Origin of the sequence: Meiothermus cerbereus (genome assembly GCF_051297115.1) — a bacterium.
GTDB classification, from domain to species: domain Bacteria; phylum Deinococcota; class Deinococci; order Deinococcales; family Thermaceae; genus Meiothermus; species Meiothermus cerbereus_A.
Map to the genome: position 1 here is coordinate 1 of NZ_JBEVAL010000068.1, position 13,689 is coordinate 13,689.

The 13,689-nt window shown below is 61.0% G+C and carries 11 protein-coding genes; 8 read left to right on the forward strand and 3 right to left on the reverse strand.

Features of this window, described 5'->3' with window-relative positions; all coding sequences use genetic code 11:
- Positions 1-396: PIN domain-containing protein (locus ABWU19_RS11930; protein WP_435901905.1), on the forward strand; the 396-nt coding region annotated here is incomplete at its 5' end.
- 39 nt (positions 397-435) lie between these two features.
- On the opposite strand, the gene ABWU19_RS11935 is transcribed toward ABWU19_RS11930, so the two are convergent.
- A complete protein-coding gene (locus ABWU19_RS11935) occupies positions 436-951 on the reverse strand; it encodes a DJ-1/PfpI family protein (protein WP_435901906.1) in 516 nt (171 codons plus the stop codon).
- A gap of 144 nt (positions 952-1,095) precedes the next feature.
- Positions 1,096-2,583, reverse strand: coding sequence for a S10 family peptidase (locus ABWU19_RS11940; protein WP_435901907.1), 1,488 nt, complete (start codon positions 2,581-2,583; stop codon positions 1,096-1,098).
- 276 nt (positions 2,584-2,859) lie between these two features.
- On the opposite strand from ABWU19_RS11940, the gene ABWU19_RS11945 reads away from it, so the two are divergent.
- The 3 genes from ABWU19_RS11945 to ABWU19_RS11955 all read left to right on the forward strand — a co-directional run bounded on the left by ABWU19_RS11945 (position 2,860) and on the right by ABWU19_RS11955 (position 6,508).
- Positions 2,860-3,579, forward strand: coding sequence for a hypothetical protein (locus ABWU19_RS11945; protein ID WP_435901908.1), 720 nt, complete (start codon positions 2,860-2,862; stop codon positions 3,577-3,579).
- Between the two features lie 309 nt (positions 3,580-3,888).
- Positions 3,889-5,166 (forward strand): S41 family peptidase, encoded by a 1,278-nt coding sequence (locus ABWU19_RS11950; protein ID WP_435901909.1) that lies wholly within the window; start codon positions 3,889-3,891, stop codon positions 5,164-5,166.
- A 355-nt stretch (positions 5,167-5,521) separates the two neighbouring features.
- Entirely contained in the window at positions 5,522-6,508 is a 987-nt protein-coding gene (locus ABWU19_RS11955) for a DNA methyltransferase (protein WP_435901910.1), read from the forward strand.
- 38 nt (positions 6,509-6,546) lie between these two features.
- On the opposite strand, the gene ABWU19_RS11960 is transcribed toward ABWU19_RS11955, so the two are convergent.
- The gene (locus tag ABWU19_RS11960; RefSeq protein WP_435901911.1) at positions 6,547-8,862 is read right to left on the reverse strand and encodes a bifunctional acetate--CoA ligase family protein/GNAT family N-acetyltransferase; all 2,316 of its coding nucleotides are present in this window, start codon (positions 8,860-8,862) and stop codon (positions 6,547-6,549) included.
- Positions 8,863-9,108: 246 nt separating this feature from the next.
- Between ABWU19_RS11960 and ABWU19_RS11965 the strand changes: the two genes are divergently transcribed.
- The 4 genes from ABWU19_RS11965 to ftsH all read left to right on the forward strand — a co-directional run bounded on the left by ABWU19_RS11965 (position 9,109) and on the right by ftsH (position 13,607).
- On the forward strand, positions 9,109-10,473 hold the full coding sequence (locus ABWU19_RS11965; protein ID WP_435901912.1) for a tetratricopeptide repeat protein: 1,365 nt from the start codon (positions 9,109-9,111) through the stop codon (positions 10,471-10,473).
- 96 nt (positions 10,474-10,569) lie between these two features.
- On the forward strand, positions 10,570-10,971 hold the full coding sequence (locus tag ABWU19_RS11970; protein WP_435901913.1) for a methylglyoxal synthase: 402 nt from the start codon (positions 10,570-10,572) through the stop codon (positions 10,969-10,971).
- A gap of 106 nt (positions 10,972-11,077) precedes the next feature.
- Positions 11,078-11,302 carry a hypothetical protein gene (locus tag ABWU19_RS11975; RefSeq protein ID WP_435901914.1) on the forward strand — a complete coding sequence of 75 codons (225 nt, stop codon included), beginning with the start codon at positions 11,078-11,080 and terminating at the stop codon, positions 11,300-11,302.
- Between the two features lie 439 nt (positions 11,303-11,741).
- Positions 11,742-13,607, forward strand: coding sequence for an ATP-dependent zinc metalloprotease FtsH (gene ftsH / locus ABWU19_RS11980; RefSeq protein WP_435901915.1), 1,866 nt, complete (start codon positions 11,742-11,744; stop codon positions 13,605-13,607).
- Positions 13,608-13,689: the final 82 nt, after the last annotated feature.

Below are 13,689 nucleotides of genomic sequence, written 5' to 3' on the forward strand. Positions count from 1 at the left end.
CTTTCGTTTTCCACTCTTTCATGCTTTATTCTGGCATACGGATTTTCAGAGATGCACCCACTCGCCGCAAAATCCTTGGAGGTTTTTCGCGGGGCGGAGGAGGGGCGCTACATCCTACGTATTCATCCCTTAGTGGTGGCCGAATCATTTTACACTTTGCGCTCGTTCTACCGTATACCGAAACAAGAAGTGAGCCAAGCGTTGAGGGCGCTGCTGGATAGGGAAGGTATTGAAGTTTTGGAGGAAGAAGCAGTGTATCTGGCCCTTCAAGAGGCCGGGTCGGGTGGATTGAGCTTTGTGGATGCTTTTCTGAGCCATAGCGCGGAGGCTTTTGGCGATGGGGTAGCCACTTTGGATGAGAAACTTGCCAAGCGGGCAACTAAAAACCTCCCATAGACCTCCTGAGCACAAAAAGAAACCAGATACTTCTGATTTTCAAAGGCCCAGGTGGCCCCTGGCTTCCTCGGAGAAACCAGCCCAGTCCAGCACGGCCCCGGCCAGGGCCAGGTAGCCCTGGGTGGTGCAGACCCTGTCCTGCCAGTGATAAGGCTCCTGGCTGCGTTCTAAAGCAGTTCCGGCCAGGGCCTCTAGGGCGATGGGGTGGGCCGCCACCTGACCCGAGACATAGCCTGCCTCCCACAAAAATAGCGCAGCGTTGGCCCCCGCAAACACCGCCCGCAGGCCGCCCCATACCTCGCCCAGCCAGTCCTGGTGCTCGCTGTCGCGCCCCAGTTTGCGCATCTGGGGGCCGCCCGGAATGACCAGCAGGTTCAGCTCGGGCCGGGCGGCGAAGGTGTATTTGGGTGTCCAGACTGCGCCCGCGCTGCCCTCGAGCGCGGTGCGGCCCCTGGCTACGGTAAACCGTTCCCAGCCCAGCAGTCGGGCCACTTCCATGACCAAAGCCGCTTCGGCCTCGAGGAAACCGGGTGTGAGCAAAACCCCCATTCGCATGGCCCCATGCTACCAACTGGCACTGGTCTCGAGTCCACGCCTGCCTTATCGCACCCTTCACAGACGTGACCTCCCATCCGGAAGGCCACTGTGCTGTGCAGGATAAAGCCATCAAGTTGTGGCTCAATGATTGTGAAGAGCGCTCTAGCTGCCAGCCGACTTCCTACGCCTGGAGGTGGGTTTTTTGCCCAGCACAAAGGCCTTCAAATCGGCGGCTTGCTGGGCCAGCGAGGGCTGGTGCACGTACATCATGTGCCCGGCGGGGTAGTAGTGCACCTGGATGTTCTTTTGCAGGTGCGGCTCCAGGCCCAGGTGGTTCAGGGTGTAGTCGGTGGCGAAATAGGGGGTGGCCAGGTCGTAATAGCCGCTGCCCACGTACACCCGCAGGAAGGGGTTCATGCAGAGGGCCTTGCGCAGGGTCTCGGCCACATTCAGGTACTGGTTCTCGAACTCCTTGTAGCTCCAGTTCTCGTAGAGGTTGGACAGAATCTCGTAGGGTAGGTCGCTCTGGAAGCCCAGGTCCTGCCGCACGTACTGGTTGAGGGTGGCAGTGTAGGGCCCCTGGATGGCGGCGTAGCTGGGGTCGTACTCGAAGGTGGCCCCGGCGGCGTCGCGGTCGACGCCGGTAAAGCGGCTGTCCAGCCGGCCCACGGTTTTGCGTTCGGAACGGAGCAGTTCCTTGGTAAAGCGCATGATCTCCAGGCGCAGGTTAGAGGCCTGCACATAGGCTTCCGACAGGCCGGTGTAGCGCGCGAGCTTCTGGGCAATGCGCTTTTGCTCGGTAGCCGGTAGCTTGCTGCCCTGCATCAGGGCCAGGGTGTACTCGCCTTCAGCGAAAGCCTCCACTTCTTTTAGGAGGGCCTCGAGCGGCTTTTTTTGCAGGTCTTGGGGGAGCTTTTGGTGGTACCAGGCGGTGGCGCTAAAGCTGGGCAGAAACAGGATGTGCGGCAGGTCGTTTCCGGGGTTGAAGCGGGCGGTGCTGAAGTCCAGAATGCTGCTCACCAGCATCAGGCCGTTCAGGTACATGCCGTGCCGCTCCTGCAAATAGCCCGACAGACCCGCAGCCCGGGTGGTGCCGTAGCTTTCGCCAATCAGGTACTTGGGGCTGGTCCAGCGCCCGTAGCGGTGGGTGTAGAGGCGGATAAACTCGCCCACGCTCTCGAGGTCGCGCTTGAAGCCGTGGTACTCCCTGGCTTTTTCTCCCTCGACCATGCGGCTGTAGCCGGTGCCCACCGGGTCAATAAAAACCAGGTCGCTGACCTCGAGCAGGGTGTGCTCGTTGTCCACCAGCCGGTAGGGCGGCGGTGTAAGCGCACCGGCGTCGCCCATCGCTACCCGTTTGGGGCCCAGAAGCCCCAGGTGCAGCCAGACCGAGGACGATCCCGGCCCCCCGTTGAAGGAGAAGGTAATGGGGCGCTGGCTCTGGTCTGCTACCCCGTCTTTGGTATAGGCCACGAAAAAAACGGTGGCTTTGGGCTTGTGCCCCTCGGCAGTTCCATCTTTTTCCGACTCTTCGCGCAGCACCATGGTTCCACAGGTCACGCTGTAGCGCAGTTCCTTGCCCGCGATGCGGATGTGGTGTGCTGTGGTGGAGAGCTGGTCTTGCGGGGTGGGCTTGGCTTCTTCCGGCATGGCAATACTATATGCCGACTGGGGTCGGCTTTTCCGGCTTTGCAGGGTGGCTTTAGGGCTTTCCTAAGAAGTCCTTTTGATTCGTTCTTTTTCTGGGGCCCCCGCCTGAAGCGCGGGTGGTAAGGGACTATAGAGCTCATCTTGCGCTCGCCTTCCCTTAGCGGAATGATTCAGGCGGGGCTCATACCAGAGAAGTCCGGGCGGGAGGGAGGTGGCCCGGCTGGGTCAGGAGCGAGGCTTACCTGACACAAAGAATCCTGCGCTACCCTGTACAAGATGAGCTCGAGCCGGAAGTACTTTGTGGGTTTTGTGCTGGCGATGAGCGCCCTGGCGATGGCGCAGGTGGCCCCGGATGCGGCGCAGTTGCTGGAGAAATTGCGCCTGGCCCACGGTGGCCCGGCCCTGACCAGCCTGCGCACCTACCAGGAAACCGCCACCCTGACTACCTTTTCTGGGCCACAGGTGGAAAACCAGCTGACGGTGGTTTCGTATGTAGACTTTCCTTCCAAAAGGCTTCGCCTAGAGTACCGCGATGGCCCCAGGCTGATTCAGGTGCTCCAGGTGTCGCCAGCGGGGGGGCAAAGCTGGAGTGCGATCTTGGGTAGCAAGGCCCTCGAGCCAGCCCTGGCCAGGGAGCTGCGCGACGGACTGTATCAAACCTGGTACGGCATCCGGCTGGGGGGAAGCGGGCGCGAGATGGCGCGGCTTTTGGGCCAGCGTACCTTTGGAGACGTGAGCGGACTGGCGGTGGAGGTGCGCACCCAGGGCAGCAAGACCACCTACCTGGTGGGTGCTCAGAACCAGCTCATTGCCGAACGCTACCAGAACAGCCAGGGCCAGCTTACGGTGCTCTATTCTGACCTGCGGCTGGTTGCGGGTATCCGCATCCCTTTTCGGGCCCGTATTTATGCCGACGGGGTGCTTTTTGCCGAGGTTAAGGTGCAGCAAGCCAGGGTCAACCCGATACTGGGGCTAAAGACCTTTCGCATGCCGTGAGGGCCACATGCAAGGCGAGATGTGTTTTTTGGGCCACCATGCTTCGCTCAAGCGAAATGAGCAAGGTGGCAGTGCCGTAACCCGGGGGCCCTTACGAATACCCAGTACAACCGCTTTTGCTCTACTGGATAAATTGCGCCGCCTGGTGTGCGGCGTAGTTGTGGGAACTCGGATGATAGAGGGTTGTTTTGCGATCTTCCCCGCCCGGAACCCAGTGGCCTGTTCCGCAGCCTTGTGATGTAGACAACCCAATTTTTCCTATTTGGGCGCTAAAAATAACCTATGGGGAATAGGCGGCTTTGGGGGGTTGTGCTGGTGTTGTGGGCTGGGTTTGGTCTGGCCAGCCCAGCGCAGGATTTGCTCAATGAAGTAAATCGCTTGCTGAACGACTATTATGGGGGTTTTTCCCAGGTCAGGCCAGAGCAACTTAAGCAGAAGTACCAGGCTGAGCTCGAGAAGGTCTGCGCCCAGGAGGTAAGTTGCCCCAGCAACAAAGCCTACGCTGTAATTCAAGCGCTGGTGGCCGAGTATGGCGACCGGCATACCCGCTACTTTACCCCCGAAGACTACGCAGAGATTCAAAGGCGATTGGCCGGAAGCAGCAGTGCCCGTCCCCAACTGGGGGTGCAGCTCCAGGTGGTGCCGGGGTTGGAAGGCTTGCTGGTGGTGGAGGTGCTGGCCGAAACCCCAGCCGAGGAAGCCGGGTTGCGCCGGGGCGACCGCATCCTGGCCATCAACGGCCAGGCCCTACCCCAGGCCGAAGGTGAACGAATGGACTTTTTGCGCGAGCACGTGGCATCGGGAGCGCCTTTGAGCCTTGCCATCCAGCGGGCCCAGCAGCGCCTGGTGCTCGAGGTGCACCCCCGGATTATCTCCCTGCGGCAGTTGCCTACCCTGAGCCTCCGCCCTGACGGAGTGGCGGTGTTGCGCATACCTTCCTTTAGCGGGTATCAGCAGGTGGGGCCGCGAATCCACGACCTGGTGCGGCAGGCCCAGGTTGCGGGGGCCAAAGCGATGGTCATTGACCTGCGCAACAACGGAGGCGGGGTCTTGAGCGAGTGCCTGGTGGGGGCTGGTGCTTTTGTAAAGGAAACCTACCGGCGCTTGCAGGACAACCTGCGCTTTAGCGAGCAGGGCTTCAAAGAGGGCTATTACTATCTCCGGTTTGGAGGGCGCGACCGCCCACAGTACGAGGTGCAGGCCGTTTACTGGACGGGCCCGCTGGCGTTGCTGGTGAACGAGCGCACCGCTTCATGCGCCGAGTACTTCACCTTCGACCTGCAAGAGGGCCGACAGGCCCCGGTAATCGGCCAGCCTACCGCAGGTGTGGGCAATACGGCCACCATTTTCTTGCGCCTGAGCGACGGCTCGGGTTTACAGGTGACGACCTCGAGGGCCCAGCGCAAGGACGGCAGCTTTTACCCAGACCGCGCAACCCCCACCCTGAGCTTTTCCGACGACTGGTACGCCCTGGCTGAGGGGCGGGATCTGATGCTGGAAAAAGCCATCGAGCTGGTGATGGGCGTAAATGCTGGTTTAGACGCAAGGCTATACGGCCCACCTTCCATGCCGTTTTATGCCCAATAGCGTTTTATGCCAGGAGGGCCTTGTTCGAGGAGAACTCGAGCCAGCCGGCTCGGGTGACTGCGCTGGCTTTTAGAGCGCTCTTCACAAACATTGAGCCGCTCACAGCTTGATTGCTTTGTTCTGCACAGCACAGTGGCCTTCCGGATGGGAGGCCACGCCTGTGAAGAGTGCGATGGTTGGGACAGGCGCGGGAGCAGGTAGGGGCACCGCTCAAAGAGTGCTTGGCTACACCGTATCCCCTGGGAGAAAGCAGGCTGGGAAGGCGGGATAGAGGAGAGGCTGAAAGCTCTGGCAACTTCTGGCTTGGGGCGTTTTTTCTGCTAAACAGAAAGCTTTTGAGCGGTAAAGTAAAGCTATGCCCAAGGCTTATCAGGTTTATCAACGGGTATTGCAGGTGGGCCGGGTGTTCTTGAACCGACCCAAAGCAGACGACCGGGAAGTGGCCTCGAGCCTGCTGGAGTTAGACCAGGCCAATTTTGCCCTGTTTGCCCGAGAGGTGGGGATTAACAGCAGCAAGCACCTTCGTTATACGGTGCTTCCCCTGGCCTGTTTGCAGCCGCCCATTGGCCCCGTGTTGCACCAGATGCTTGCAGCAGGTGCAAGCTTTGCCGAAGCGCAAAAGCTTTTGAGCCGCTACCGGAAGCGGACGCTCGGGCTGGCCGAGCTGCAAAGAGCTGCCCAGGAACACACCTGGCGGGCGCTGCTCGCAGCGCGCCGGGCCACGCCAGACTGGGCCAACAGGCCGGTCTGGATTTTTCCGGTGGATAAGCGTGCCCGTGCCTACGAGGGCCTCAACCCAACCATTGCCGAGGAGCTGGTCCGGCGCTATAGCCAGCCGGGGGAGCTGGTGGTAGACCCCATGGCCGGCAAGGGCGTGGTGGTGCAAAAGGCGCAAAAGCTGGGCCGCCAGGCCTGGGGCAGCGACATCGCGGGGGACGGCCGACTGGTGCAAACGCTGGATGTTGCCGCGCTGGTGGAGGCTCTGGGTGAAGAAGTGGCCGACCTGCTGGTGCTGCACCCGCCCACCTTTGCCTGGTTTGTCCGCAACGTCTTCGATGCCAGGGTGGAAGACCCCCCTGAGGCCGACTACACCAACTGGCTCTCCCAGCACCTGGGCTATGCTCTGCCGGTGCTCAAGAGAGGTGGGCGACTGGTGCTGATTGTGCGGCCTGAACACAAACCCAGGCCGCTGGTTCGGCAGGAGGGGATTTTGCGCTGGGCTTTTGTGGCGCCGCTGGAACTCCTGCTCAGCGAGCATGAACTCGAGCCTGTGTGCTACCACCTGGCCGTTTCGGAGGACGGTAAGGAGGACTGGAGTATTTTTGTGGGCCGGAAGCCTTAGTGGTTTGCCACCAGAACCGGTACCTGTAGCCGCAAGCGCTATTTTTTGGCCGGGTCGCTTCGTAGCCAGACCTGGGCCTGGACAACCTGGGTATCTTTTGGCTGGCTCAGCAGGTTGAGCTCGAGCCCTTCCACCTCGGGCAACTCCTCTACCAGGCGCGAAACCCGCAGCAACAGGTCTTGCAGGCCCTCGAGGTGGGCTTTACCCGACAGGGGCTGTAGCATCTCCAGGGCTTCCCGGTCGGTAAGGGGGGTGATGCGAATGCCCAGCAGCTGTTCCCCAAGCGGAAGTTCGCTCAGAGATAGGCTCAGCACCGGCCCAAAGAGGGCATCGTGCCGGATTCGCACGACCATAGCAATGCCCTGGCGGGCGGACGGCTTTAGCGAGAGGCCAAAGTAGCCCAGCAGCTCCTGGACTTGCTCTGGGCTCAGACGGCCTTTGACCCTGCTCACCAGGGCTCTAGCAGCGTCTTCCTGTACACCGTGGTCGGGGATTTCCCCTGGTGGGGTTTTGCGCCACTGTGCGTACACATAAGCTGCGGCCAGGGCCCGCCCTGCCGACTCGGGAAAGCGATACGAGGGCACCAGTTCGGCCCCAAGCCGTACCCGTGGTCGCCCTGTGGCCATAAAGCAGGTCAGTACGGGGATGTTGATGCCCTGGGCACGGGCTTCATTGAAGGCTGTTCGCAGCGCTTCGGTTACCTCTTCCAGGGTTGCGTAGCCAAGCGGTACGAAGAGGGCAATGGCGGCATGGTAGCCCCCTGAGAGGAGCTCACGTGCGGCGGCCAAGTATTCCTCGGCGCTGGCCCTCGAGCCCAGGTCGCGGGTATGGGTATGTAACCCCTCGGCCTCGAGGGCGTCTTTGGCCAGGTGGGCCGGCCCCGAGGCATTGGTAAGCAGGGCCACCCTGGGGCCTTCCGGCAGGGGCTGGTGGGCCAGTATAGCGGCGATGTCGAACATCTCTTCCAGGTCTTCGGCCCGCACCACCCCGGTCTGCTTGAAGAGGGCCTCTACCACCGGGTCGCGCCCTGGCCGCACCGCCAGAATAGGCTTTTTGCGCCCAACCCGTCTGGCCAGGCGGGCAAAGCGCCTGGGGTTCCCAAACGATTCCACGTACAGCAGAATGAGCCCGGTCTCGGGGTCTTCTTCCCAGTACTGGATCAGGTCGTTGGAGGAGATGTCTACCTTAGCGCCCAGCGAGACAAAGTTGGAAAACCCCATTCCCATCTCGCGGGCATACTCCAACACCGCCAGCCCCACCGCCCCGCTCTGGCTGGACATGGCGATGCGCCCACGAAGGGGCAGACGCGGGGCCAGACCCGCGCAAAGCTGCACATCGGGGCTGGTGCTCATCAAGGCCAGCGAACCCGGCCCCAAGAGCCGCATACCGTAGTGGCGGCAGGTCTGAACCAGGGCCTTCGTTTGTGGGTCATCCATATCGGTGGTGACCACCATCAAAGCCCTCACCCCCCGCTGCCCACAGGCCTCGGCGGCTTCGAGCACCTTGTCGCGGGGGGTGGTGATGATGGCCAGGTCAATCGGGCCAGGCACGGCCTTGACCGATGTGTAGGCCAGCATCGAGCCCACCACCGGCACCTCGCCCGCGGTGGGGGAGGCGGCTGGGTTAACCGGATAAACCGGGCCTTGAAAACGGTTCAGTACCAGGTGCTCCAGAACCTGATAGCCAACGCTGGTGGGGTCTCTGGAAGCACCCACCACCGCCACGCCCCTGGGGCGCAGAACGGGAAGGAGCGAGGCCACCGTAGCCACGCGCTCGCGTAGCTCAAACCGGGCCACCATCTCGGGGTTGGGTTCGATGTCAAAACTGACCTCTACCTCGCCGGATTCGGCGTGCGACTCAACCTTGAAGCCGCTGGCCTTGAACACCTCCAGCATCTGCTTGTTTTCGGCCAGCGTGAAGGCATGAAAACGCCGGATTCCCCGCTGAACCCCAATCAGGGCCAGTCGCTCGAGCAGCAACGAGCCCAGGCCCCGCCCCTGGTACCAGTCGTCCACCAGAAAAGCCACCTCGGCTGAGGTAGAGCCGGGCCCCTCCTGTACGTACTCGCCCGTAGCGATGATGCGCTCGGGGTCGCCGGTGAGCACCACCAGGGTTACTTTGTCTTCGTCGGGCGGTTTGCGCAACAGCAGGTCGGCGGCGGTTTCCGGGTTGACCTCGGAGAAAAACCGAAAGGTGCGGGCCTGGGGCGATAGGCGCTGGAGGAAGTCCACAAATAGGGCCCGGTCTTCAGGTCTGGCCGGGCGCAAGGTGGCAGTCCGACCATCCTTGAGCAGGATGGGGCCGGACTCGAGCGCGTACTGTGGGGTGGGGGGTGGAATGTAGCGTTGTGGCATAAGACCGTCCTATCTAACAGGATAGACGCCTTTGGTCAGTAGAACTGTCCCATAAGAAAACTTCCCAGAGGGTCTGCCATCGGTCGGCTATTTGCCCTGACCCGGCGGACGACCTCCATTGGAACAGACTGCCCAAGCTGCTCCCCCTGGGCAGGCTGGGCCGGGTAAAACTGGGGGTGTGCGGGGCAGCGAGAAAGCAGACTTTGTTCTCATTGCTCTAAGGTTTTCGCCTTATGATGGGAGGCAATGCAAGTGGTACTCGAGGCCCTCCACCAAGGCGACTACGATACGGCGTTTGAAACGCTTATACGCACGTTGGCTTTAGCGCAAGGGCAAGAAGCAGCCGAGGCCGCCTTGTTGCTGGCCGAGGCCTACTCGTTGTATGGCGAAGGGGGCATCGAGGGCGCCAACCGGGCGCTGGAAGAGGGTCTCAGCAGCGTACCTTCGCTGGAGTCTCATCCGCGCTATCGTTCCATCCTGGGCGAGATGCGCGCGCTGGAAGGTGCTTCGGAGGAGGAAGTACGGCAAATTTTGCCAAAAACCGCCGACCCCAGGGCCCTCTATCACCAGGCCCAGGCGCTGATGTACCTGGGTCTGCCGGAAGAGGCCCTGGAAATCTTGAACCGTCCCCTCGAGCTGCCTGCTTTCCTGGCCTGGCGCGCCCATACCTTGCGGGGTAAGGCCCTCGAACGGCTGGGGCAGGCCGCCGAGGCCGCAGCAGCATATAGAGAAGCCTCGCGTCTGGCGGTCGGCATGGAGCACTATTGGAACCTCATAGATGCCTCGGCGATGTTCGTGGAAGCCGGAATGGGCCTTGAGGCCCTGCAGGCTTTGCAAGAAGCCGAATCCGAAATATCTGAGGTGGAAGACCCCGAAGAGGCAGCCACCCGCTACTACCTCCTGGCCCGTAGCCACCTCTTGCTCGGCAACCCCAACCTGGCCCTCGAGGCCATCCAGCGGGCTTTGGAGTTAGAGCGGGGCGGAGCAGAGCCAGCCCACGGTACGCCTTTGGTGCACGGACAGGCCCTCATGCAGCTAGGGCAGCCCCGCGAGGCGGTAGAGGCTTTCCGCGAGGCCGTGCGGCGCGCCGAAGAACCGGACAAAAGCTATGCCCTGCACGAGCTGGCCGTCGCCTATCTGGAAGCCGGCGAGTTTGCCGAGGCCGAGGCCACCTTGCGGGAGGTGCTGCGCGACCCCGAGTACGGCCACCGAGGCGACATCTATGGCGATTTGGCCGAGGTTCTGTACCGCCTGGGCCGCTACGACGAGGCCAGCTTGGCAGCCCGGGAGGCCATCCGTCAGGGAAGCCCAAGTGCCGGATACCTGATTCTAGGCAGCCTGGCCTACGATTTGTTGCACCTGGAAGAAGCCCTCGAGCACTACACCCAGGCCTGCGAAACTGCCCCCGAGGGCAGCCGCGACTGGGTCATGGCCCAGCAAATGGTGGTGGATACCCTGGCCCAGCTAGGTTTTCGTCGCCCAGGTGAAATAATTGCCCGCAGTGAGGCCGTCTTGCCCTACCTGCACCCTGCCGACGAATGGCATCAAACCCTCAGCAACTACCTCGAGCGGGCCCGCAGCCTGATGGACGGAAACCGAACACTGAACTAAGGCTTCTCCCGCATAAAAGCTTTACCAGACTTTTTTTGCAGCGAGCGCAGCGGCGCCAAGGCACAAAGGCCCCACGTCGGCAATAATATAGAACCGATGAAAGCGCTGGCCCTTATTGCCCACGATGGCAAAAAAACCGATATGGTCTCGTTTGCCAAAGACCACAAAAACCTGCTTGCGCGTTTTCCCCTGGTAGCCACCGGTACCACCGGGCGGCTATTGCAGGAAAAGGCCAGCCTGGAAGTAACCCGTATGCTTTCGGGGCCTCTGGGCGGCGATCAGCAGATTGGGGCCATGGTTGCCGAGGACAAAATACTGGCCGTTATTTTCCTGCGCGACCCGCTGCAGGCCCAGCCGCACGAGCCCGACGTGCAAGCCCTGATGCGGGTTTGCGATGTTCACAACGTACCTCTTGCCACCAACCTGACGGCTGCCGAGGCCGTGCTGGCCTGGCTGCAAAGCGAGCTATCGGCCAACGAGCGACAAGCAGACCGCTAGGCCCGCCTCGAACCTCGCGTGCTTCCGGCTCCGCCGGGCGAGGTGGCCCAGATGGTGTCAGAAAACCGAATGTTAGAAAAGTTGAGTGCTATATTAGCAAGTGGATATGACACCGGTAGAGTGGATTCAACAAATGGTGGAAGCCAACCGCGAAGCCCTTCGGCAGATGCCTTTCCCGCCCGGATTGGCCGAGTACGTGGAGGAGTTGGTGCGGACGGGGCAAACCGAGCAGATTATCGCACTCATCAAGATGGGCTTCCTGATTGGGCTCCAGCAGGGGGCCAGAAGCGAGCCGGTGCCCGCTACGCCACCTGTGCGCATTCAGGCGTGAGCCAAAGGGCCAGGCCCTGCATCAGCACCCCCACCTGGGCAACCCAAGCATGGGCTCCCAAAGGGATTCGCCGCAGGCGAACAGGCGCTTTAGCGGTCTGTCCCGAAGGGGATCGTCCCACGGGTGAACAGCCGCGCCAGCGGTCTGTCCCGAAGGGGATCGTCCCGATGGTGTACGGGCGCTGCCCGTCCCGAAGGGGATCGTCCCACGGGTGAACAGCCGCGCCAGCGGTCTGTCCCCAAGGGGATCGTCCCGTTGGCCCTGGCGGTTTGCCGACACCCGGCGGCCAACCGGCCAATTTGGGTATTTAGGCCCTGGAACTCATTCCCCATTCCAGGATTGAGTACCATGATTTACAGTTTTAGTGCACTTGCCTGCCGTTATATAATCGGCAGAATGTGTACTGCCTGCACCGCAGGCGCTCAATGGAGGTCTTGGCTTGTCTACTCGCATCAACCCCTGGAGCTTGGCTTTGGTCGCCATTCTGGCTTACTGGCTCTTTACCTTATTTAGTGGCAGCAACAATGCCCGCAGTAGCATTCCCTATAGCGATTTCATCAGCTATGTCGAGCAGGGCAAGGTAGCCCGGGTCATTTTGCAGGAAGGTCGCATCAACGGGTTTTTTAAGGCACCTGAGCGCATCAAGGTTGGCAACGCCACTGAAACCACCGACCGCTTTACTGTTATTGCCCTTCCAGCGGGCTACAGCGATCCCCAGTTCACCAACCTTCTCCGTCAGAATGGCGTAATCATTGAAAATCGCCTACCCAGCATCTGGCCCCAGCTTCTGTATACCGTGGGGCCTATTGCGCTACTTATTGCGTTCTGGTGGTACTTTTTTATGCGTTCGCAGGGTGGAGCCGGACAGGTTATGCAGTTTGGCCAGAGCCGGGCCCGTCAGTACGGCAAAGAGCGGCGGGTTAATACCACCTTCAAAGATGTGGCTGGCCACAGTGAAGCCAAGCGAGAGCTGATGGAAGTGGTGGACTTCCTCAAAAACCCACAAAAATATATCGCCATAGGAGCAGAGATTCCCAAGGGTGTGCTGCTGGTGGGGCCGCCCGGCACGGGTAAAACCCTCCTAACCCGTGCGGTGGCAGGCGAGGCTGGGGTGCCGTTTTTCTCGGTTTCGGCCTCGGAGTTTATGGAGATGTTTGTGGGGGTGGGGGCCAGCCGGGTGCGTACCCTGTTTGAGGAAGCCCGTCGCAATGCGCCAGCCATCATTTTCATTGATGAGCTGGACTCCATTGGCCGCAAGCGTGGGGCCGGTATTGGGGGTGGCCACGACGAACGTGAGCAGACCCTCAACCAAATTCTTTCCGAGATGGATGGTTTCGAGAAGGATACCAGCGTAATTGTGCTGGCTGCAACCAACCGCCCGGACATCCTCGACCCAGCCCTTTTGCGTCCAGGACGATTTGACCGCCAGGTGGTGATTGGGCTGCCTACCCTGGAAGAGCGCAAGGAAATCCTGCAGGTTCATATGCGGGGTAAAAAGTTTGCCCCTGATGTCAATGTAGATAACCTGGCCCGTTTGACCCCCCAGTTCAGCGGTGCCGATCTAAAAAACCTGGTTAACGAGGCCGCCCTTCAGGCTGCCCGCGAAAACGCCACCGAGATTGCCAACGTGCACTTCCAAACCGCGCTCGACAAAATTATGCTGGGCCTCGAGCGCGGCACCCTCAAGCTCAGCGAGCAGGAAAAGCGGGCTGTGGCCTACCACGAGGCCGGTCACGCCATTGTGGGCGAAGAGCTGCCTTATGCCGACAAGACCGAGAAGGTCTCGATTGTGCCCAGGGGGATGGCCCTTGGGGTGCGCTGGAGCAAGCCCGAGGAGCGTATCCTGATGAGCAAGGAGCACCTCGAGGACACCCTGGCCATGACCTTAGCGGGCCGGGCCGCCGAAGAGCTGTTTGTGGGCACCATCACCACTGGAGCGGCCAACGATTTCAAGCAGGCTACCAGTCTGGCCAAGCAGATGGTGCTCGACTGGGGCATGGGTGACCACTTCAAAAACGTGGCCTGGGGTTCCAACACCGGCCCCATCTTCCTGGGCGAGGAAATTGCCAAAAAGCAAGACCACTCCGAGGAGACCAGCCGCCTTATTGATGCAGACATCAGGGCTATTCTGGATCGGGCTTACGAACGCGCCAAGCAAGTTCTGTCCAACAATGCCAGGGCCATGCACCAGCTGGCCGCAGAACTCCTGGAAACCGAAATTGTGCAAGGCGAGCGGGTGCGCGAAATTATCGCCCAAAGCAAGCAACCAGAAGCAGCTACCGCGGCTTTTAATCCCGAGGCCTGATGTGTGAACCCCGCCTGAGTATGGGTATGGGGTTCCACCCACGAAGCGCTGGGTGGGTAAAACCTGTAGCGTAGACCTCGGA

What these genes read in the sequence shown, in the direction of transcription:
- ABWU19_RS11965 (WP_435901912.1), top strand. Translation starts at nt 9,109, where the DNA reads ATGCAAGTGGTACTCGAGGCCCTCCACCAAGGCGACTACGATACGGCG.
- ABWU19_RS11955 (WP_435901910.1), top strand. Translation starts at nt 5,522, where the DNA reads ATGCCCAAGGCTTATCAGGTTTATCAACGGGTATTGCAGGTGGGCCGG.
- ABWU19_RS11975 (WP_435901914.1), top strand. Translation starts at nt 11,078, where the DNA reads ATGACACCGGTAGAGTGGATTCAACAAATGGTGGAAGCCAACCGCGAA.
- ABWU19_RS11970 (WP_435901913.1), top strand. Translation starts at nt 10,570, where the DNA reads ATGAAAGCGCTGGCCCTTATTGCCCACGATGGCAAAAAAACCGATATG.
- ABWU19_RS11945 (WP_435901908.1), top strand. Translation starts at nt 2,860, where the DNA reads ATGAGCTCGAGCCGGAAGTACTTTGTGGGTTTTGTGCTGGCGATGAGC.
- ABWU19_RS11940 (WP_435901907.1), bottom strand. Translation starts at nt 2,583, where the DNA reads ATGCCGGAAGAAGCCAAGCCCACCCCGCAAGACCAGCTCTCCACCACA.
- ABWU19_RS11960 (WP_435901911.1), bottom strand. Translation starts at nt 8,862, where the DNA reads ATGCCACAACGCTACATTCCACCCCCCACCCCACAGTACGCGCTCGAG.
- ABWU19_RS11935 (WP_435901906.1), bottom strand. Translation starts at nt 951, where the DNA reads ATGCGAATGGGGGTTTTGCTCACACCCGGTTTCCTCGAGGCCGAAGCG.